Here is a 19708-nt window from a genome sequence, read left to right as displayed (position 1 = left end):
TGCCGTGTGCATGCCCGTCCCCAACGGGTCCGACAGCGTAATCTGGATTTGATCACCCGGTTGTCGTAAGCTGAAAGTCTGCTGTGCGTGAAGGGAGCCTTGCCACTATGACGTATGTTATTGCTCTTCCCTGCGTCGACGTGAAAGATCGGGCCTGCATCGAAGAATGCCCGGTCGATTGCATTTATGAGGGCGAACGGATGCTCTACATCCACCCGGATGAGTGCGTCGACTGCAGTGCTTGTGAGCCCGTGTGCCCAGTTGAGGCCATCTTTTATGAAGATGATGTGCCGGAGAAATGGGCCGACTATTACAAGGCCAACGTCGAGTTCTTCGACGACATCGGCTCTCCGGGGGGAGCCGCTAAGGTGGGCATATTTGCCAAGGATCACTCCGTGATTGCTGTACTGCCGCCGCAGGCTGTTGCCTGAAGCACCCCTTTTCTCGATCGCGCGGCCCGTCCATCAAACCACCATGGGTCATCGACTCGGGAACTCATCACCGAGTCTTTGCCACCGTGAACAGTACCGCCGCGTCTTCTACCGCTTCGAGTGCGTGTCGGCCCTCCGGTACGATCAGCAGATCGCCCGGTGAGCCACTCCAGGAGTTCTCACCCGAGATGAGGACGACGCGTCCGTGCAACACGAAAAAAGTCGCGTCACCGGGATTCTCATGCTCATCCAACTTGGCGCCGGCACGCAAGGCGATCACAGTCTGACGGAGTGTGCGTTCATTGCCTCCGTACACGGTCTTCGCGCTACGGCCGCTGCTGACCTGCCGGGCGTGATCCAACTCGTGACGCACTAGAGCAGTCAACGACGACTTCATCATGAGGAACCTCTCTTCGCGCTGCACTGCGCTGGCTGATGTGATTTCCAGCATACTGTCGCCTCCAGAGATTCCCATGGACACAACTGGCGCTCGCAATGAGAACAACCCTGCACGGCAGCATTTCTCGCAGCGGCAGATCGACATCCGGCTCCCGGAGAGACCTATTACCTGGCTGCACGAACGGAGAGCGGCCCCGGCCGGCGACCAACACTGAACCGTGCCGGAGAGATGCCGGTCGCTCTCGCCCTGTTCGCGTCACCGTCCAACGATATGAACTACCGCCGCACCGCACCGAGCCGCGGCAGGCGCGGAATAGCGGCTGAGGAGCCAGCGTCCGGCGGTACGATCACGTCCTGCGTGGCTGGCACGTCGAGGCCGCCGGTACGCACGAGAAGTTCGGCGGTTGGATCGGTGCCGCGTTTAATGACCGCGAGTGCGACCGGGCCCAGCTCGTAGTGGTGCGCAGCCGAGGTCACATGACCAACAGTCTTCTCCCCGAGAACGACATCATCCCCGCGCAACGGCAGCACGACATCCGAACCGTCGAGGTAAAGCATGACGAGTCTGCGCGGTGGATGGCCGAGGTTATGAACCTTGGCCACAGTCTCCTGGCCCCGGTAGCAGCCTTTGCTGAGGTGCACGGCCGTGCGCAACCAATCGAGTTCGTGCGGAATCGTTTTCTCATCAACCTCGGTGGCGAAGCGCGGGCGCCAAACTGCGATACGCAGCGCTTCGAGAGCGAGCAGTCCGGCGAGAGGAATAGCGGGTGCGACAAGCCCGGCGAGTTCGGTGCGGGGCAGCAACAGCTCGCTGTAGGTCCAGCCCGTCGCCGGGTGCCTTTCGGCTACCGCGTACTGGTGACCGCCCCGAGTCACGCTCATCCACGGGTCGCGCCACACGAGTGGTACGCCATGAGGGGCTGCTACCGGAAGCATAGGCCGGCCGAGGGTGCCGACCGTCGCGAAATCGGCGGAACGATCCGCGAGTTCCACCCGCAACATGAACCGCATGCTGCTGAGCCACCCAAGCAGCTCACCCGCTTCCTCCCGCTCAAGCAGCAGCCAAAGCACGACACCATCATCGATCAGACGAACCGCATATTCGATCCGGCCTTTCCCATCGAGTAGAAGCGTCTCGCTGGACTCGCCTGGCGTCAGGCGAGCGATACTCTGGCTGGTGAGCGAGTCGATCCAGCTGAGCCGATCAGGGCCGGAGATGGTGAGCACCGACCGGTGGGAGAGGTCGACGATCGCGGATCCTGCGGCGAGTGCGCGCTGTTCGGAGAACGGATTGCCGGAGAGCACCGCCACACCAGCACCGGGCGTGGTCAGGGACTCACTCGACACGCGCGAGCCACCCCAACGCGTAGGCGACACGGTCTGGGCCAATGGAGAGTTCGCTGAATCCGCCAAAGTGCACACCCACTCTGCGGACAGAAGCCCCGGGCCGGGGTCTCTGCCGCTGGCCAGGCGACGTGGCCACCAGTACCCCATCTCGAAGGTACCTGGTGTGAAGTTTAATCCCGCATCCGGGTGTGGGGGCTGTCGCGTTGCGAGGCGAGGACGGCAGCGGGACATCCTCGCCGAGCGTCTGCCGGACCCGATCCCGGGTGCGCACCTCAAGACCACGAGCTCCCTGGCTGGACACGTCAGTGACGTCGGATCGGTGGCGGTCAGATATTAACACAACATGAGTGTGACCTAATAGGGCTCCGCTATCAAGTCAGGGTTGCATTACCCTCGTCATACAGCGCCACGGCGTAGCTTCCATGGGGGTCAGGACTTAGACATTTGTTTTTAGTTTCTCAGACGGCCAAGAAAACTAGACTGACTGCATGCTCGACTTTGTCGTCGCGGGGCTAAGCGCCAACTCCGTGCCGTATGTTGAGGGCCTTGAGCTCCAACGCGCAGTCCACCAATCCGTCGTCTCAGGTGAGAGGACGGATACTGTTCTCCTCCTCGAGCATCAACCCGTGTACACCGCCGGCAAACGGACGCTCCCTGAGGAACGCCCCACCGACGACACCCCCGTCAGTGACGTCGGTCGAGGCGGCAAGATCACCTGGCACGACCCCGGCCAGCTCGTCGGCTATCCGATCCTCCATCTGGCGGAACCCGTCGACGTTGTCGGCTACGTACGCCACCTCGAAGGCATTCTGATCGACGTACTCGTTGACTTCGGCATCGACGCCGTCCGCGTCGCTGGCCGCTCCGGCGTGTGGGTAGGCGTGGCCGGGCACGAAGACAAAATCGCAGCCATCGGCATACGTGTCGCCCAGGGTGTCACGATGCACGGCTTCGCCCTGAACTGCAGCAACTCCCTGGATCCCTACACCCGCATCATCGCCTGCGGCATTCGTGATGCCAGCGTGACGACCATGTCACGCGCACTCGGCCGCATCGTTCACCCGAGCGAACTGATCGAACATATCAAGACCGGATTTCTCAACACCGTCAGGACGAACGCATGAGCGCTGCACCAGAAGGCCGCAAACTGCTGCGCCTCGAAGCCCGGAACGCCGAAACACCGATCGAACGCAAACCATCCTGGATCAAGACGGTGGCGAAGATGGGCCCCGAATACCAGAAGCTGCAGACCCTCGTCAAGAGTGAGAACCTGCACACGGTCTGTCAGGAGGCCGGCTGCCCGAACATCTACGAGTGCTGGGAAGACCGCGAGGCGACGTTCCTGATCGGCGGCGAGCAGTGCACGAGGCGCTGCGATTTCTGCATGATCAGCACCGGCAAGCCGGCCGCTTACGATACGGATGAGCCTCGCCGGGTCGGTGAGTCGGTCGCCTCTATGAACCTGCGCTACGCGACGGTGACCGGCGTCGCCCGCGACGATCTGCGCGACGAAGGCGCCTGGCTGTACGCGGAAACCATCCGTCAGATCCATCAGCAGAACCCGGGCACCGGCGTTGAAATTCTCGTGCCGGACTTCTCGGGCAACCCCGAGCACCTGAATCAAGTATTCGAGGCCAATCCGGAGGTATTTGCACACAATGTCGAGACAGTGCCGCGCATCTTCAAGCGCGTCCGCCCAGCCTTTCGCTACGGTCGCTCCCTCGATGTGCTCACGCAGGGCCGCGCTGCCGGGATGATCACCAAATCGAACCTCATTCTCGGCATGGGTGAAGAGCGCGCCGAGATCAGCCAGGCGCTGCAGGATTTGCACGACGCCGGCACCGACATCATCACCATTACCCAGTACCTGCGTCCGAGCGCCCTGCACCTGCCGGTGGCACGGTGGGTGCGTCCCGAAGAATTCGTCGAGCTCAGTGACGAAGCAAAAGCGATCGGTTTCCTCGGCGTACTTTCCGGCCCGCTGGTCCGCTCCTCATACCGAGCCGGACAGCTGTGGGCCCAGTCCATGGTCGCGTCGGGCCGTGAGATCCCCGAACAGCTGCGGCCGCTCGCGGATGCCCAGCTCGGTTTCGCGCAGGCCGTGTCGTGATGTATCCGACGAGTCCACAACAATCAGTCACCGCTGAGCTGACTGGGTCAGTGTCACACCACTGGCACGCAGCAAGGAAAAGACTCCCAACCCACCCAAAAAGCACGGCCGCTTCACGCAAATGATGATCCACCGTGTAATACCTGGCCGACCCTTTCCAAGGACACTGCGATGTGGTTCGGCTGCCGGTGAAGAACTCACGGTGGACGGATTCGGGCGGAAAGTATTGGTTACCTTCAACCCGGACCGTTTCGGCGGTGCCTTATTACGGTACGGCGATGGTCGCGCTGATTCAGCAATACCGGACACACACGCTGCGTCGCGGATTATCTCGTTTTCACCGGCCACGCGGCTTCCATATGACTTTGTCCACTTCAGGGGAGTCGACCCAGGGCATCCTCGATGGCCCGATGGAAAGTGGGGTAGGCGTAGATCATCTCCCGCAACCGATTCACGGGGGTTCGCTCGTGAACGGCAAGGGTGAGCATGGAAAGGACCTCCCCGCCGGCGGGGCCGACAGAGGTGGCACCCACAAGGATTCCCCGGTCGGTATCGGCGACGAGTTTGATCAGACCTTCGTTTCCGGTCTTGTGGATCCAGCCCCGCGAGGATTCGGGTATACGCGAGATCGCAATACCGACAGGGATGCCCTGTTCGAGTGCTTGCTGCTCGGTCAACCCGACCGAGCCGACTTCCGGATCGGTGAATGTAACCCGTGGGACAGCATGGTATTCCGCGACCGGCCCCTGCCTGCCGAGGATGTGTGCGGCCACGATCCGCGCCTGGTACATCGACATGTGGGTGAAGGCTCCCTTGCCGGTAATATCACCAATCGCGTAGACGCCGTCAGCGATCCGCAAGTGAGCGTCAGTATCGAGGGTGCGGCGGGTGGTGTCGACACCCAGAGTTGCCAAACCCAGACTGGCGAAGTCACTGCGCCGACCCGTTGCGACCAGGAGATGATCGGCGGTGAACGTCTTGTCATCTGAGCCGATAGTGAAGGCATTCGACTCGTAGCTGACCGTCCGTGCGATTGTCCCCGTGTGGATGACAAGGCCTTCGGACGCGAGAACATCGGCGATCAGGTGGCTGGATTCGGGCTCCTCTAACGGCATCAATCTTTCGAGCGCTTCCAGAACTTGGACGTGGGTTCCGAAACGTGCGAAGGCTTGAGCCATCTCCAGCCCGATCGGACCGCCGCCGAGCACGATGAGCGAAGCCGGCGCCTCCGTAACAGTGACGGCTTCACGATTGGTCCAGAACGGGGTGCCTGCCAGGCCCGGAATCGGCGGAACCGCCGGCTCGGTACCGGTGTTAAGCACTATCGCTTTGCCTGCCTCCAGCTCCCGGTCACCAACGCGGACAGTCCTTGGCCCGGTCACCGTTGCGGCACCCCGGATGAATCGCCCACCAGCCTGCTCGAATCGATCAACGGCGACCTGATCATTCCAGTTGTCCGTGGCCTCAGCCCGGATCCGTTGGGCGACGGGTGCGAAGTCTGTAGTGATGTTGACTTCTCCGGCCAGGTTGGAAACGCGGCCGGCTTCGGCCAGGGCGTTGGCGGCGCGGACCATCATTTTTGTAGGAATGCAACCGTAGTATGGGCACTCCCCACCGACGAGGCGGTATTCAATCCCGATCACCGAAAGACCGGCCTTGGCGAGTTCCGTGGCCGCAGCCTCCCCGCCCGGGCCCATGCCTACAACGACTACATCGACTTTCTCTACCATTTCGTTTTCTCCTATCGTCTACGCGAGGCCGGTCGCGGCCACTTCGCCACGTTCAATGTCCTCCCTCGCGTAACACTGGGAATCACAACCGATGTCACCATAAACCCACCAAAGGCCGGGAGGCTGTGATCTGCATCGCAGAACCGACACCAGGAAATATCAACAAGTACTCCAGCGAAGCAAACTTCCGAAACTCACGGTAAATTATTTAGCCGACCCCATCCGCACACTTCGCAGGCGATCACGATGCGCGCCCTCCTAGACGGTCTGGCTCAGAGCATCGATGCTAAGTCTGATCCAATTGAGGGGTAGACGGCGGTCGTCGATTTGATCTGCTTCGTCGTCAGTCCGTGCTTCATGGCCAGGCTGATGGTGTTGGCAACTTCGGCATAGTCGTGACCGAAGAGGTGCGCACCGATGATGCGGTCCGTGTGCTTGTCGATCAGGATCTTGGTCGTCCCAGCGGTTTCCCCAATTCGGTAGTTCGAGTACCAGCCACTCGTATCGGTGAACCGCACATCAACGTCAAGGTCGTGCGCTCTGGCATCCTGCTCGAGCATGCCGACCCGGACGAGTTCCGGAATCGTGAAAACGGAAGTGGGTATTGCCAAGTAGTCCGGGATGGCCGTAGTCGATTTCAGCATGTTGGATGCGGCGACCTTCGCCTCGAACACTGCCACCGGCGTGAGCGGCATGCCGGGAGTGTCTGCGGAATCGCCAGCCGCATAGACATGAGGGTTCGTGGTGCTCTGCAGGTGGCCTGCGACACTGATGCCCCGCGGGCCATAGGCAACATCACCGGAATCAAGGCTCATGCGGGTGAGGTCCGGAGTACGGCCGGCGCCGTGGACGACGAGGTCGGTATCGATCGTCGCTGGCTCCCCCGCATGTTGCACCGTGATCCGAAATCCTTGAGGGATCTTCACCACGCTGGTGATCGTTGTGTTGCGCCGCACAGTCACGCCGGCGGTCGCACCGCGCTCCAGAAGACGTTCGACGAGGTCGGGATCGAATTCCTTGAGGGGTGTGTGGCCGCGGTCGATAATTACGGGGGAACTTCCCGCACGTGCAGCAATGTGTGCGAATTCGAAAGATACGAAGCCACCCCCAATGAATGCGATCCGGGGTGGCAGGTTGGGGAGGTTCAGGAAGTTGGTGCTGTCGATGAGGTGCTCGTGACCGGGGAAGTCGAGTTCGCGGGGCCGGGCGCCGGTAGCGATGAGGATTTTGCTCGCCTCATAGGACCTGCCATCGATGTCGACGTGGGTGCCGTCCGTGAATGCCGCCACACCATGGAGTGTGGTCACGCCGCCTGCGCGCAGACCCTCTTCCATGTTGTGCGGAACAGGGTCGGTGAAGCCGTGTTTGTGGTTCATCACGTCAGCCCAGTTGATGCTGAGCTGGTCAGCATCGATGCCTTTGCCCTTGAGCAGACGGGCGGCATCAACGACTTCTGCGCCGCGGCGCAGGATCTTCTTCGGGTCGCATCCACGAAGAGCGCAGGTTCCCCCATACGGCAGCGCATCAACGATAGCGACGTGCCATCCCTGCGACGAGCACTTGGTGGCGGCAGCGATTCCGGCCATTCCTGCACCGATCACGAGTAAGTCAAATTTGGCAGTCATGGTGGTCTTTCTGTCAAGGAATCGGAGAATTTACCGGAGGGAGTCGCGCCGATCGATGATGCCAATCGCGCAACGTCGCCCTGGCGTCACTCGATGAGTAGTGCCGTCTTTAGCTGCTCCACGGTTGGTGCGCCCGCGTATCCGTCTGGCGTGAGATATCGGCGGCAGGACAGCCCGCCGGAGCTTCCTGCGCGCGCGAAGGGGTCGATGCCGTTGATCAGGATGCTGGGCGAACCGCCAAATCCGACACGTTCGGCTTCTTCCACGGTGTCCACGATGTGCCGCCGGACGACCATCCCGGGGTTTCCTTCGGTGAGAGCAACGAGCCGCTCGTCGGCAACTTTCCAATTGGGGCAGCCGTTGAAGTACTGCACAATGATGTCCATGCGCCAACGCTAAACCGTGAAGTGCACTACAAGGTCAAGCGTTAGGCTCGGCTCATGCTCATTGGAGAAGTTGCTGCGGTCCTCGGCGTTCATCGTCAAACCATTCGTTTCTATGAAAAGCAGGGGCTCTTGCGCGCTCCTCATCGTCAGCTGAACGGTTACCGCGACTATGACCCCACCGTGATCAGCAGGTTGAACTTCATACACAGTGGACAAGCGGCTGGCCTCACCCTCGCGGAGATCACAAGTGTTCTTTCCCTCCGTGATGCAGGTCAGACTCCCTGCGCTCACGTATCAAGCCTGCTGGATCGCAAGCTCGAAAACGTCCAAGCCCGTCAACTCGAGCTCGCTATTCTGGCTACGGAACTCCAGAGACTCATCAATGCCAGTCACGGGCGCGACCCCGCCGAATGCGACGAGGCCGACATCTGCAACATCATCACCAACCAAGAACACATCGAAGAACACGGGCCTTGACCCCGTTGAGTGGACACCTCACAAAAGAGAATGTTCACTCAACGGGCTCAAGGCCAGATGTCGGCAACGTCGGCGGAACGGCGCCGCCCGGCACTTGATGGGGGTGCGCTTTGATCAGGCGGTCTTTGTCCGGATCATCCAAAGCCCACAGCCGCGCGCTTCATAGTTGTACTCGTTCTACGTAATCCAGGCCGCCGCTTCGCGACGACTCTTCGACGACGGGTAGAAGTTCATCACGTTTGGATCGCCGAGCGGGCTGACCAAGGAATCGAAGTCCTTGCTTCACATGTGCTGAAAGCTCAGCCGTTCAGTTTCTGAGGGAAGCATTGATGCGCTCTATCGGAATGAGTCCTTTTACGCGTACGGTGCTGGGCACTCAATAACGAACGTTCATGGACCGGAGGGCATGCAGCCAATCGTCGGGTACGGCACGACGCCGACGACAATTCAGCGCTGTTGAAAAGCGGCGACATAGCGCTGAAAGTCACACTTATTCCCTGCCCGCAGAGCGCGCGCGAGCCTGGCTTCGCCCGTTGACGTGTACCACGATCAGCGTCAGAACTGCGGCACCGGTCGTGATCAGCAGGGCGTTCGGATAGCCGATGTGCGGGGCCGCGAGGGCGAGCAGATAGGGAATAGCCAGGCCCGCATACGCCAAGCTGTAGTAGAGCGCGACCACGGCACCGAGCTCATTGGGTGCGGCGAGCTGCTCAACCTCGTCTAGTCCGACGATCAGGCACACCCCGTAGCCGACGCCCAGCAGTAACGCGGCCACAGTGGCCGCCAGAAGGCTCGGGCGTGCGGCGGCGAACGCTGCGGCTAGAGATCCGGCAGCGACACCTCCCAGTCCGAGAGCCGCGGCACCGGCACCCCCTCGCCTCTTCGCGGCGACGTGCAAGCGCCGCCCCCACGTTTGGACGGCCGCCCCGGCAGCCAGCGCTACAGCGGCCAACACCCCCGGAAATGCAACGCCGAGGACGCCTCCCGGCGGGACAGCATGGGCTGGCAGCGTGGTGAATACCATGGTGACGCTCCCGAAGACCCACGGCGCCATCGGCACAACGACCCCACGGAAACGTGGGTCTGCTGCCGACGCCGTCAGCAAACGCATCCTGCGCACCGGCACCACGCCGGTCAGCCGAGTCTCGGGCGCACGCGGCAACAGCACGAGCGCGACACCAGCCAAAACCAGATGCACCAGATAGGACAGTACCTGCGGTGCGGGGGCCCACTGCGCGAGGAACCCCGCCACCAGCGGCCCGATCGCAAAGCCGGCAGTAAGTGCCAGGGCCGCACGCCGGGCCCCAGCCCCGGGTGCGGCGCCCTCGGACAGCTCTTTAACCCACGCTGTCCCGATACTGAACACCGTCCCGGAAACGACACCGGTCAGAAAACGCCCCGCGTACAGCCCCTCAATGCCCCACTGACCGCTGATCAGGACCGCTGTCGCCAGCACAGACAAAGCGGCGAAGACGACCATGAGGCGCCGTCGTCCATACCGGTCACTGGCCTGCCCACCCACAATCAGGCCCGGGATCAGGCCGAGGGCATACACTCCGAAAACCGCCGTCGCCTCAGCATCTGACAGACCCAACGTGCGTCGGTACACCATAAGCAATGGAACGAACTGATTCGCCCCGTACCCTACAGCGAACATCGCCAAAGCTGGCCAGTACCACGACGATTCACTCCGCCGGGCCGATCCCCCGTCAGCACCGCTCACAATACCTCTCACATGCTCATGTGATCGCGCATGCAACCGGCACGCGCACTCTTTAAGGCCACCGGCTGGCCACTCATTTCACGATCATTGTGCTGGCCTCCGCATGAACCCGACCGTCATCACCAGCCTATCGACGGCAACAGCGCGGTGCGCGCAGGTCGCGGTAAGCCTCAATCCACCGATTGGGATCGGGTTTTAGCGGCGCGCTAAACAGAGAATGCCCGTCTTATCAGGGAAAATTGTACTTACCACAGAACAATTCGACTGATTCAGAAGGGCATCTCGTAGATGCAAGTTTCGCACACCACACGCGCAGTAGCCCACGTCTTCGACGATTTCAATCTCGTGTCGTCGGCGGGGTTGGTACCCGCGATGAAACTGGCCGAGAAAGCAGGCCTGCGCCGGCTCGCCGACAAATGGTTGAGCGTGCCCACGGACAAGGGCGCGAACGCCGGGCTGAAGATCGTCTCGCTGGTTGCCGGGATGGTCGCTGGCGCGGACTCCATCGATGACATGGCCGTGTTGCGTCACGGCGGGATGCGGAAACTCTTCGCCCACCTCTACGCCCCGTCAACGCTCGGGTCGTTCCTCCGCGCGTTCACGTTCGGCCATGTGCGTCAGCTGGACGCGATCGCGTCCCGGTTCCTGATCAGGCTCGCCGCCCTGAGCCCACTGATCCTCCTCGAACCTGACGGCGACTACGTATTCCTGGACGTGGACGACACCATCATCGAGGTCCACGGGCACCAGAAACAAGGCGCCAGCTTCGGCTACTCCGGGGTCCGGGGTTTGAATGCGATCCTCGCGACTGTGAAAACGGTCACCGGCGCCCCGATCATCCTCGCCCAACGCCTCCGCCGGGGCGCCGCCTCGTCCCCGCACGGCGCAACCCGGTTGATCCGGGACGCCCTCGCCACCCTCCGCCGCCTGCCCGGGATGGGGACCGCCCGGGTCTTGTTTCGCGCCGATTCCGCGTTCTACACCTTCGCGGCTATCCACGCCGTACTGGCTGGCGGCGCGGCCGTGTCCGTGACCGCGCGCCTGGATTCCGCCGTGAGGAAAGCGATCGCGGCCATCCCGGCGACCGGGTGGACGCCGATCAAGTACACGCACGCGATCTATGACGAGGGCACCCGAACCTGGATCTCCGACGCTGAAGTCGCCGAGATCACCTACACCGCGTTCACGTCACGGAAGAAAGCAGACCACATCCCCGGCCGCCTCGTCGTGCGCCGGATTCCGGAGCTGAACAAACAGAAACTCGCCGGCCAGAGCACCCTTTTCACGTTGCACCGCTTCCACGCCTTCTTCACCACCAGCACCCTGGACACGGTCACCGCCGACACAACCCACCGCGCCCACGCGGCCATCGAACTCGTGAATTCCGATTTGAAGAGCAGCGCCCTGGCCCACCTGCCCTCAGGTGTGTTCGCGGCAAACGCGGCCTGGCTGGTCCTGGCCGTGATCGCGTTCAACCTCACCCGCGCCGCGACAGTGACAGCCGGAACCGGCCTGGCCCGGGCAACGACGGCGACCATCCGCCGGAAACTGATCAACATCCCCGCCAGGATCGCGTCCTCCGCCCGCCAGATCACGCTTCACCTGCCCGAGAATTGGCCCTGGGAAACCGGTTGGACCCACCTCTTCGACCACGCCTTCGCACCCCCAAGCCCAACACCGACCTGACCCGCCCGCCCCGACCGGCCCGACCTGGAACCCCAGTGGAACACCACGAGCAGCGAGGCTCACCGATCAAGCACGCCCCAGCGCGCCGCAGTCACTCACATCAGAAAACGACGCCCAGTCCCAGCCAGTCGGTGGATTGAGGGTAAGACAAAGCCCCGACGGCCATTTCGCGATGCTGAAAAGCGGTCACATAGCGCTGCAAGTCAGGCGCGCATGTCTCGCAGCTCCGCATCCCCACTCGATCGCAATAGGCCTGTCGCGAGCCATGGTTTCCCGACATCTGCGCCCATGAGGTGTCTCAGAAAACTAAAGCTTTACGAGCTGTGGAGCCGCTGCGCGGCGTTGTGGCTGGAGGAAACGGACTTGTGGCTGGGTTGGGTAGCAAGACGGATTCTGTCGTCGACGACGGAGATGTAGAAGCCGAGCTTGCCGGGGTATTCGGGCTGGAACTTCCCGGTCTTGAGCTCTTCGATGACGTCGCGGAATTGCATGACGTGACAGAACAACAGGTCGACGTAGAAGTCATCGCCGGCCACGAAGAAGTGGACTGGCCGGCCGACGAACGCGAAGTCGGCACCGAGCTCGCGGAGTTTCTCGACAATGCGGTCCATCCAGGGACTGTTTCAGGTCGCGTTCGGCAACGTCTCTGGTGAGATCGAGCAAGTCGAACACGTCGGGGTCTTTGGTGATCTGTGCGCTCGTGAATGAGTACCACGGGAAGCCGTGCGAGCCGCCCTTGTCATAGGTTACGAACACGTTCTGGTACTCCTGCGCCGTACCCGACCTGCATGCGAAAAGAGATCTCAATTCGTTCAATGCCATCAAGAACTAGCACCCGCAGACGACGATCAAAATCGATGAGGGCTACCGCATATTCTGTCGAAGTGCCAGCACGATAGTGGTTAAGGATGCGGGCTCTGCTGCGGCCTTGATCATCCAGGTACGGCTCCGACTCGCGGAGCGGGTAGAGATAGCCAGTGAGTCGATAATAGCCCGCACCGACCGACTACTGGCTCTCGACCCTGCCGGAGACACCCCCGCTAAAGGAACTCGTCCGAATAGCGAAAATCCGCTGGCGCATCGAGCACGACCACCGGGAACTGAGAGCAGGACTCGGACTCGACCATACGGTGGAGGCAGGCTAAAGTGAATTTCAGGCTGCCCTCCTGCGGCCCCAGAGACAGAGGTGTCCGATGGCCGTTCGGGATTCCATGCTCCGCACGCTTGGGAACACACCGGTGGTTCGGCTGTCAAGCGTCGTTCCCGACGGCGCGGCGGACGTCTTGGTGAAGCTGGAGTGGTTCAGCCCCACCGGGTCCTACAAGGACCGGATGGCGCTGGCGATGATCGAAGCCGCCGAACGCCGGGGCGACCTCCGCCCGGGCATGACGGTCGTCGAGTACACGGGTGGCAGCACGGGCGGGTCGCTCGCGTACGTCTGTGCGGTGAAGGGATACCGGTTTCGAGTAGTCAGCTCCGACGCGGTGGCCGAGGAGAAGCTGCGCACGATGGTCGCGTTCGGCGCGGAGCTGACGATAGTGGAGAGCGTCGGTGGCAAGATCACGCCGGACCTCGTGCCGAGGATGATCGCGAAAGCCGCGGAGTACGCCGCGGAGCCCAACACGTACTGGACCGACCAGCTGAACAACCGCGACGCGCTCGACGGCTATCGCCAGGTCGGCAAAGAGCTCCTCGCGCAGGTCGACGTGCCGATTGACGCGTTCTGCGCGACGGTCGGGACGGCCGGGCTGACGATGGGTGTCTCGAACGCGTTGCGTGAGGGTGGCAGCCACGCGCGGATGGTGCTGCTCGAGCTGTCGCAGTCGCCCGTGATCACGGGCGGCGAGCCAGGCTCGCACGACGTCGAAGGCATCGGCATCGGGTTCATCCCGCCGCTGCTCGACGCTGACTGCTACGACGAGGTGCGACTGGTCGACGAGGCCGACGGCCTGGAGATGACTCGCCGCCTGGCCCGGGAGGAGGGACTACTCGCGGGCGTGTCGAGTGGGTGCAATATCGCCGGGGCGATCGCGGTGGCCCAGGAGTTCGGACCGGGGAAGACCGTCTGCACGGTCGCGGTTGACACTGGGCTGAAGTACCTCGCAGGCGACGTCTTCGGGCGATGACGCTGGAGCGCCCAGTCGGCGTCCCGCTCGGCGCGAAGCTGGCCGCCCCAGCGCGGTAGCTTGCGGGCGACGGCGCGGGTCAGTCGGGCCACGCCGAGCCGTCGGACCCGCCTTCTGGTTCTCTGCGCTCAGGGCTGGCGTCGGTTCGGGATTGGCCTCATCTCTGGCTTCATTGATCGTGAGAGTCCGCAGTCACGCCGAGTTTGGTGAGTGTCCGTCGATGGCCTATCGGGCCCGGGGCCCTAGTAATCCTAGGTTATGTCGGCGTGTCGGCTTTTAATCCTGACTGCAACCTGTTGCCTGTATGTACACGGTTTGATGCTCGACGGGCGGCGGAAATCGATGCAGCCGATGGGTGGCCGGCTCGGGGTCGATTATCAGCAGCTGCAGCAGTTCTTGTGCGCGTGGCCGTGGAAGGTGGAGCCGGTGCGCCGGGTCCTGGTACGCAAAGCCGTCGAAGTGATCGGCCCCGACGCGTGGGTGGTCGACGACACCGGGTTCAAGACAGACGGCATCTCTTCGCCCAGCGTGTCCCGGCAGTATTCGGGCGCTCTCGGGAAGATCGGCAACTGCCAAATCGCCGTCAGTATCCACGCGGCCACCGACAAGGCGTCGTGCCCGCTGGACTGGCGGTTGTATGTGCCAGAGGCATGGGGCGACACCTGCGCGGACACGAACGAGCAAGTCGAAACGGTCGCAGCCCGCCGGGCCAAAGCGCAGATCCCGGACGTGCAACGGCACCGCACGAAATGGGCGATGGCGTTGGAGATGATCGACGAACTCGGCGTCTGGGGTTACCGACGGAAGATCATGACGGCGACGCCGGCGATGGCGAGATCACCGCGTTCCGCAGCGAGCTGACCGACCGGAATATCCCCGACATGGTCGCGGTCAAAGTCTCCGCCACCGCCTACCCCGAGAACGCAGCCACAGGCCCCATCGACTACTCCGACCGTGGCCCCCGCCCGCGTCAACACCGCTACCTGGACGCACCCAGCTCGCATCTTTCTACAGTGCGCGGCGAGCACCGTTAATCTCCGTGCGGTACGAACGGAAGCGTCAACCACGATCGAACGAAAGGTAGTGATCCAAAAACAACGCGAAAGTTCCTTCGTCGAAGACCACGGATTCGGAGCTCATCAGCTGGACCGAGTTCCTGTGCCACGTGTGACGTTTCCATGATTCATGTCATCTCAGTTTTGACGCGCAGGTTGAAAGCCTGCTCGTTGAAAACACAGCAACGCTCGCGAAAAAGTAGACCGGGGAGGTATTCCCGTCTGCTAGATCAGGATCGTGATCGGATTCTCGATCCTCCGGACAAACGCCGCGAGCCACTGTGCCGCGAGCACACCGTCGAGCACCCGGTGGTCGGCCGAGAGGGTCACCGTCATGACGGTTCCCACCTGAATCGCCCCGTCGACGACCACGGGAAGCTGCCGGGCGAGGCCGACCGCGAGGATCGCCGACTGCGGCGGGTTGATGATCGCCGAGAACTCGGTGACCCCGTACATTCCGAGGTTGGAGATCGCGAAGCTGCCGCCTTCGAGCTCGTGCTGGCGGAGTTTCCCTGCCCGGGCACGCTCAGCGAGGTCGCCGATCGAACGGCTGATCTCGGTGAGGGACAGTGTCTGCACGGCGCGGAGGACCGGCGTGACCAGGCCCCCGTCGATGCCGACCGCGACCGACATGTCGACCGAGTCGTGCCGACGGATGGCCGTCTCACCCCACGTCGCATTGGCCTCGGGCACGTCCTGGAATGCCGCTGCCGCCGCCTTGACAACGAAGTCGTTGAGCGAGACTTTGACGGAGCCCCCGCTGTTGACGGTCGCACGCAAGGCGATGAGTGTGTCGACCCGGCAGTCGGCCACGAGGTAGAAATGCGGAACGGTCGATTTGCTCTCGGTGAGCCTGCGCGCGATCGCCCGGCGCATGGCCGTGTGCGGGATGTCGACTCCCCCGGATTCCGCCGGAACGGCTTGAGCCGCGCTGGCCGGTGCGGGAGCCGCGGCGGCAGCCACGGCCGGAGCTGCTGGAGCTGCTGGATTTTCCAGGGCAGTCGCGAGCCCCTCGATGTCGCGCCGGACGATTCGGCCGCCGGGGCCGGTGCCGCGCACGCCCGACAGGTCGAGCCCGCGCTCCTTGACGAGCCGGCGAACGAGTGGGCTCGCGAAGCGGCGTTCGCCGTTGCCCGGCGCGTGATCGCCCTGCCCGTGGCTACCGTCGAGCTCGGTGGGGGCGGATGCGAGCGGGGACTCCCCCGGCTCCGGCGCGGTTTCGGGCTCGGGGGCCGCCGCAGCGACCACCTCGCTCGGTACCGCATTGGCAGACGCAGGCACCGCGGCCGGGCTGTCGCCCAGCATGTCGTCGATGTTCTCGCCCTCGGCGCCGACGACCGCGATCGGGGTTCCGACCGCGACCGGCTCACCCTCGGCGACGAGCAACCGCAGCACGGTGCCCTCGGTCTCGGCCGCATATTCGACGATCGCCTTCTCGGTCTCGACCTCGGCCAGTGGCACGCCGACCGCGATCGCCTGCCCCACGCTGACGAGCCAGGTCTGGATGGCGGCATCCTCGCTGCCCGCGAGCACCTCGGGCATTCGAATCAGAGTGGCCATCAGCGCTCTCCCATTCCCGCGCGAACGCGCTCGAGGCCGGCGACGACCTCTTCGGTGCGGGCGATCGCCGCGCGCTCGAGCACGCGGGAGATGCTCGGCGATGCTTCGCCGCCCGTGACGCGTTCGATGGGCTGGTCGAGCCAGTCGAAGAAACGTCGCTGGATCTCGTCGGCGAGCCAGCCGCCATACGAGGTGCCGCGTGCGCCCTGCTCGACGATGAGAACGGCGTTGGTCTTGCGGATGCTCTCGCCGAGGGTGTCCCAGTCGAGCGAGGCCGCGTCGAGCCAGCGCAGGTCGATGACCTCGGCGTCAATGCCGGTCTGCTCGACGGCCTCCAGCGAATGGCGCACCATGGAGAGGTAGCTGATGACCGTGACGTCGTTGCCGGCGCGGCGAATTCCGGCCTTGCCGAACGGCAGTTGATAGTCGAGGTCGCCGGCCGGCACCTCGTCGGCCTGACCGTAAAGGTCGACGTGTTCGATAACGAGTACCGGGTCCTGCAGCGCGAGCGCCGCGTTCATCAGGCCGATGTAATCTGCCGCGGTGGACGGTGCGACGATGCGCCAGCCGGGGCTGGTCGCAAAGATCCCGGCGGGGTCCATGAGGTGCTGCGATCCGTAGCCGGAGCCCATTGCGACCTTCGTGCGCAGCACGAGGGGCACCGGGTTCACACCGCCGAACATGTGGCGGGCCTTGCCGATCTGGTTGAACACCTGATCGGCGGCGACCCAGAGGAAGTCGGGATACATGAACTCGACGACGGGGCGGAAGCGGCCGTCCAGCGCCATGCCACCGCCGAGGCCGGCGAACGCGTTCTCGCTGATCGGGGTGCCGAGCACCCGGTCGGGATAGCGCTTCGTCAGTCCCTTCGTGGCGCCGTTCGTGCCGCCGCCCAACCGGTGGATGTCCTCGCCCATGAGGACGATCCGCTCGTCCTGGTCCATGCGGCGGTCCATGACCGCGGCCACAGCTTCCACGAACTTCTTGCGCTCCAGCTCCCCGTCGTAGTGAAGCGGGTCGAGGGTGCGCGCCTCGGCAAGCTCACTCGTGTCACCGCGCAAGCCGACGTCGACGAAGTCGGTATCGGGCCACAGCTCGGTGCGGATGCGACGCTTGCCGGCCGACTCCGGGTCGGCCTCGGTGAGCTGCGCGGCGGCATCCGTCATAGCGGCCTGCGCCTGCTCCCGCACGGAGGCGACGCCCGCCTCGTCGATGAGCCCGAGGGCGATCATCTCTTTCGCCACGCGCTCGAGGGGATCGCGGGCGCGCCACGAGGCCTCCTCCTCCTTCGATCGGTAGCCGAACGCGCTTCCGGGGTAGGCGCCGTTCTGGTGGAAGAAGCGGTAGACCTCGAGCTCCACGACTGCGGGACCACCACCCGAGCGCATGACCTCTCCCGCCTGTCGCATCGCGAGGTGCACAGCGAGCGGGTCCATGCCGTCGACACGCCAGGACGGGATCGCGAAGCCGAGACCGCGGCCAGACAGCCGGGGCTCGGCAGTGGCCTCCTGCACTGAGGTCGATACAGCGTAGAGGTTGTTCTCGATCATGAAAGCGAACGGCAGCTTCCACGCCGCGGCGAGGTTCATCGTCTCAAGCACAGAGCCGATGTTCACGGCGCCGTCGCCGAAGTAACTGAGCGTGATGTCGCTGGTGCCGGAGTGCTTCTGCGCCCAGGCGTTACCCGCGCCAAGCGGCACCCCGCCGCCCACGATAGCGTTGGTGCCCAAGGCTCCCGCCTCGAACCACTGCAGATGCATGGAGCCACCACGACCTGCGCAATAGCCCTGGGCGAGACCGAGGATCTCCGCGAGGGTGCGCTGCAGCACGGTCTGGATCGGCTCGCTCACGAGGTTCGCCAGGTCGAGTTCGCCCGACGAGACGTGGGTGATCGCCTTGGCGAGAAACTGGTGGTGGCCACGGTGGGAGCCGTTGATGGCATCGGTCGACCTCAGGCCCACGATTGAGCCGACGGCGCCGCCCTCCTGGCCGATGCTCGAGTGCGCCGGGCCGTGCACGAGGCCTTCGCCCGCGAGGTCGAGCACGGTCTCCTCGAAGGCCCGGATGAGATGGAGTTCACCGAGCATTGCAGCGAGGAGCGTCGGGTCGGCCGCCTTCCAGTCCGCGGGCGTCGTGGTGATCTGCACCCACGGTGCGGCTGGATCCAATCGGTGCATTTTCGGCATCGTTCCTCTTTCTCCATTGAAAATCGGTCGGCCCGTGATTCACCGGGCGGGTCCACAACCCACCATACTTCTTGATTGCATCCAATCACAACAACAAATCTCGAATCAATGTCGCGATTCGATTCATTGGGCGTTATAGTGGATCCAATCAAGGAGGATTGGCATGGGAATTCCGGGCCTACGCGGCACCGAGCACATCGGCTTCACCGTCCCCGACCTCGACGAGGCGGACGACTTCTTCGTCAGGGTGATCGGCTGTGACCGCATCTATACGCTCGGCCCTTACCGCGACGACGCCGGCACCTGGATGGCCGACCACCTCAATGTGCACCCGCGCACCGTCATGCGCGAGCTGCGGTTCTACCGCTGCGGCACCGGCCCCAACTTCGAGGTCTTCCAGTACGACGCTGCCGACGAGCAGCGTCCCCAGCCCCGCAACAGCGACCTCGGCGGCCACCACCTCGGCTTCTACGTCGACGATCTGGATGCCGCACTCGAGCACCTGCGCAGCAACAACATACGCATCCTCGGCGAGCCCACCTCGAGCTCCCGGTACAGTGAGGGCCAGCGCTGGGTCTACTTCCTGAGCCCGTGGGGCATGCAGTTCGAGCTCGTCTCCTTCCCGAACGGCAAGGCCTACGAGAAGGACGCGCCGGTGCTGCTGTGGCACCCGCTGCGGCCCGGTGAGTGAGAATTGGCAGATGAGCAAAGTAACCACCCGGGACGGCAACGCGAGCACCCGCATCGCCGACAGCATCCGCGCCAGCATCCTCGCCGGTGAATACCCGCCCGACACGCGGATCCGCCAGGAGGACGTTGCTGAGAGGTTCGGCGCGAGCAGGCTGCCGGTGCGGGAGGCCCTGCGCA

At 63.5% G+C, this 19708-nt stretch carries 18 protein-coding genes and 3 pseudogenes; 10 read left to right on the top strand and 11 right to left on the bottom strand.

Annotated features, from left to right (window positions below):
- Positions 1 to 107 precede the first annotated feature (107 nt).
- Positions 108 to 431 carry a ferredoxin gene (fdxA, locus tag EDD25_RS00105; RefSeq protein ID WP_134171474.1) on the top strand — a complete coding sequence of 108 codons (324 nt, stop codon included), beginning with the start codon at positions 108 to 110 and terminating at the stop codon, positions 429 to 431.
- A gap of 67 nt (positions 432 to 498) precedes the next feature.
- On the opposite strand, the gene EDD25_RS00100 is transcribed toward fdxA, so the two are convergent.
- Positions 499 to 882 carry a cupin domain-containing protein gene (locus EDD25_RS00100; protein ID WP_424948531.1) on the bottom strand — a complete coding sequence of 128 codons (384 nt, stop codon included), beginning with the start codon at positions 880 to 882 and terminating at the stop codon, positions 499 to 501.
- A 224-nt stretch (positions 883 to 1106) separates the two neighbouring features.
- Complete coding sequence (ygfZ, locus tag EDD25_RS00095; RefSeq protein WP_422386797.1) at positions 1107 to 2177, bottom strand: CAF17-like 4Fe-4S cluster assembly/insertion protein YgfZ; 1071 nt, start codon at positions 2175 to 2177, stop codon at positions 1107 to 1109.
- Between the two features lie 488 nt (positions 2178 to 2665).
- Here ygfZ and lipB point away from each other — a divergent pair, with 488 nt between their 5' ends.
- Positions 2666 to 3301, top strand: coding sequence for a lipoyl(octanoyl) transferase LipB (gene lipB / locus EDD25_RS00090; protein ID WP_134171472.1), 636 nt, complete (start codon positions 2666 to 2668; stop codon positions 3299 to 3301).
- The gene (lipA, locus tag EDD25_RS00085; RefSeq protein ID WP_134171471.1) at positions 3298 to 4287 is read left to right on the top strand and encodes a lipoyl synthase; all 990 of its coding nucleotides are present in this window, start codon (positions 3298 to 3300) and stop codon (positions 4285 to 4287) included. The genes lipB and lipA overlap by 4 nt, the downstream gene beginning before the upstream one ends.
- Positions 4288 to 4423: 136 nt before the next feature.
- On the opposite strand, the pseudogene EDD25_RS18095 reads toward lipA, so the two are convergent.
- The 4 genes and pseudogenes from EDD25_RS18095 to EDD25_RS00065 form a co-directional block, all read right to left on the bottom strand.
- A pseudogene (locus EDD25_RS18095) lies at positions 4424 to 4534 on the bottom strand (DUF427 domain-containing protein); the annotation flags it as partial.
- Positions 4535 to 4661: 127 nt separating this feature from the next.
- Entirely contained in the window at positions 4662 to 6017 is a 1356-nt protein-coding gene (locus EDD25_RS00075) for a dihydrolipoyl dehydrogenase family protein (protein WP_134171470.1), read from the bottom strand.
- A gap of 272 nt (positions 6018 to 6289) precedes the next feature.
- The gene (locus EDD25_RS00070) at positions 6290 to 7642 is read right to left on the bottom strand and encodes a dihydrolipoyl dehydrogenase family protein (RefSeq protein ID WP_134171469.1); all 1353 of its coding nucleotides are present in this window, start codon (positions 7640 to 7642) and stop codon (positions 6290 to 6292) included.
- Between the two features lie 86 nt (positions 7643 to 7728).
- Positions 7729 to 8028, bottom strand: coding sequence for a thioredoxin family protein (locus EDD25_RS00065; RefSeq protein WP_134171468.1), 300 nt, complete (start codon positions 8026 to 8028; stop codon positions 7729 to 7731).
- A gap of 54 nt (positions 8029 to 8082) precedes the next feature.
- Here EDD25_RS00065 and EDD25_RS00060 point away from each other — a divergent pair, with 54 nt between their 5' ends.
- Positions 8083 to 8505, top strand: coding sequence for a heavy metal-responsive transcriptional regulator (locus EDD25_RS00060; RefSeq protein ID WP_134171467.1), 423 nt, complete (start codon positions 8083 to 8085; stop codon positions 8503 to 8505).
- A 490-nt stretch (positions 8506 to 8995) separates the two neighbouring features.
- Here the strand turns inward: EDD25_RS00060 and EDD25_RS00055 are convergent, their stop codons facing one another.
- A complete protein-coding gene (locus tag EDD25_RS00055) occupies positions 8996 to 10162 on the bottom strand; it encodes an MFS transporter (RefSeq protein WP_134171466.1) in 1167 nt (388 codons plus the stop codon).
- 354 nt (positions 10163 to 10516) lie between these two features.
- Between EDD25_RS00055 and EDD25_RS00050 the strand changes: the two genes are divergently transcribed.
- On the top strand, positions 10517 to 11914 hold the full coding sequence (locus tag EDD25_RS00050; RefSeq protein WP_134171465.1) for an IS1380 family transposase: 1398 nt from the start codon (positions 10517 to 10519) through the stop codon (positions 11912 to 11914).
- 314 nt (positions 11915 to 12228) lie between these two features.
- Here the strand turns inward: EDD25_RS00050 and EDD25_RS17810 are convergent, their stop codons facing one another.
- Both EDD25_RS17810 and EDD25_RS00040 read right to left on the bottom strand, forming a co-directional pair.
- Entirely contained in the window at positions 12229 to 12525 is a 297-nt protein-coding gene (locus EDD25_RS17810) for a PDDEXK nuclease domain-containing protein (RefSeq protein ID WP_338419639.1), read from the bottom strand.
- Positions 12526 to 12653: 128 nt separating this feature from the next.
- A complete protein-coding gene (locus tag EDD25_RS00040) occupies positions 12654 to 12854 on the bottom strand; it encodes an Abi family protein (protein ID WP_241986536.1) in 201 nt (66 codons plus the stop codon).
- Positions 12855 to 12909: 55 nt separating this feature from the next.
- Here EDD25_RS00040 and EDD25_RS00035 point away from each other — a divergent pair.
- The 3 genes and pseudogenes from EDD25_RS00035 to EDD25_RS00025 all read left to right on the top strand — a co-directional run.
- A pseudogene (locus EDD25_RS00035) lies at positions 12910 to 13041 on the top strand (IS701 family transposase); the annotation flags it as partial.
- A gap of 66 nt (positions 13042 to 13107) precedes the next feature.
- Positions 13108 to 14040, top strand: coding sequence for a PLP-dependent cysteine synthase family protein (locus EDD25_RS00030; protein ID WP_134171464.1), 933 nt, complete (start codon positions 13108 to 13110; stop codon positions 14038 to 14040).
- A 300-nt stretch (positions 14041 to 14340) separates the two neighbouring features.
- Positions 14341 to 15041 (top strand): annotated as a pseudogene (locus EDD25_RS00025) (IS701 family transposase); the annotation flags it as partial.
- A 279-nt stretch (positions 15042 to 15320) separates the two neighbouring features.
- Here EDD25_RS00025 and EDD25_RS00020 read toward each other — a convergent pair.
- Positions 15321 to 16655 (bottom strand): dihydrolipoamide acetyltransferase family protein, encoded by a 1335-nt coding sequence (locus EDD25_RS00020; RefSeq protein ID WP_134171462.1) that lies wholly within the window; start codon positions 16653 to 16655, stop codon positions 15321 to 15323.
- A complete protein-coding gene (locus EDD25_RS00015; RefSeq protein ID WP_134171461.1) occupies positions 16655 to 18841 on the bottom strand; it encodes an alpha-ketoacid dehydrogenase subunit alpha/beta in 2187 nt (728 codons plus the stop codon). The genes EDD25_RS00020 and EDD25_RS00015 overlap by 1 nt, the downstream gene beginning before the upstream one ends.
- A 163-nt stretch (positions 18842 to 19004) precedes the next feature.
- Here EDD25_RS00015 and EDD25_RS00010 point away from each other — a divergent pair, with 163 nt between their 5' ends.
- A complete protein-coding gene (locus EDD25_RS00010) occupies positions 19005 to 19532 on the top strand; it encodes a VOC family protein (protein WP_134171460.1) in 528 nt (175 codons plus the stop codon).
- Between the two features lie 10 nt (positions 19533 to 19542).
- Positions 19543 to 19708: GntR family transcriptional regulator (locus EDD25_RS00005; RefSeq protein ID WP_134171459.1), on the top strand; the 166-nt coding region annotated here is incomplete at its 3' end.

Source organism: Cryobacterium psychrophilum, from assembly GCF_004365915.1.
Classification (GTDB): Bacteria; Actinomycetota; Actinomycetes; order Actinomycetales; family Microbacteriaceae; genus Cryobacterium; species Cryobacterium psychrophilum.
The sequence above is the reverse complement of the archived record's forward strand: the minus strand, read 5'-3'. Positions and strand labels throughout refer to the sequence as shown.

Bases quoted from the DNA above. Each gene is read 5' to 3' on its own strand.
- EDD25_RS00020 (WP_134171462.1), bottom strand. From the start codon at position 16,655: ATGGCCACTCTGATTCGAATGCCCGAGGTGCTCGCGGGCAGCGAGGAT.
- lipB (WP_134171472.1), top strand. From the start codon at position 2,666: ATGCTCGACTTTGTCGTCGCGGGGCTAAGCGCCAACTCCGTGCCGTAT.
- EDD25_RS00015 (WP_134171461.1), bottom strand. From the start codon at position 18,841: ATGCCGAAAATGCACCGATTGGATCCAGCCGCACCGTGGGTGCAGATC.
- EDD25_RS00010 (WP_134171460.1), top strand. From the start codon at position 19,005: ATGGGAATTCCGGGCCTACGCGGCACCGAGCACATCGGCTTCACCGTC.
- EDD25_RS00060 (WP_134171467.1), top strand. From the start codon at position 8,083: ATGCTCATTGGAGAAGTTGCTGCGGTCCTCGGCGTTCATCGTCAAACC.
- EDD25_RS00075 (WP_134171470.1), bottom strand. From the start codon at position 6,017: ATGGTAGAGAAAGTCGATGTAGTCGTTGTAGGCATGGGCCCGGGCGGG.
- EDD25_RS00030 (WP_134171464.1), top strand. From the start codon at position 13,108: ATGGCCGTTCGGGATTCCATGCTCCGCACGCTTGGGAACACACCGGTG.
- fdxA (WP_134171474.1), top strand. From the start codon at position 108: ATGACGTATGTTATTGCTCTTCCCTGCGTCGACGTGAAAGATCGGGCC.
- EDD25_RS17810 (WP_338419639.1), bottom strand. From the start codon at position 12,525: ATGGACCGCATTGTCGAGAAACTCCGCGAGCTCGGTGCCGACTTCGCG.
- EDD25_RS00050 (WP_134171465.1), top strand. From the start codon at position 10,517: ATGCAAGTTTCGCACACCACACGCGCAGTAGCCCACGTCTTCGACGAT.
- EDD25_RS00070 (WP_134171469.1), bottom strand. From the start codon at position 7,642: ATGACTGCCAAATTTGACTTACTCGTGATCGGTGCAGGAATGGCCGGA.
- EDD25_RS00100 (WP_424948531.1), bottom strand. From the start codon at position 882: ATGCTGGAAATCACATCAGCCAGCGCAGTGCAGCGCGAAGAGAGGTTC.
- lipA (WP_134171471.1), top strand. From the start codon at position 3,298: ATGAGCGCTGCACCAGAAGGCCGCAAACTGCTGCGCCTCGAAGCCCGG.
- EDD25_RS00055 (WP_134171466.1), bottom strand. From the start codon at position 10,162: ATGTTCGCTGTAGGGTACGGGGCGAATCAGTTCGTTCCATTGCTTATG.
- EDD25_RS00065 (WP_134171468.1), bottom strand. From the start codon at position 8,028: ATGGACATCATTGTGCAGTACTTCAACGGCTGCCCCAATTGGAAAGTT.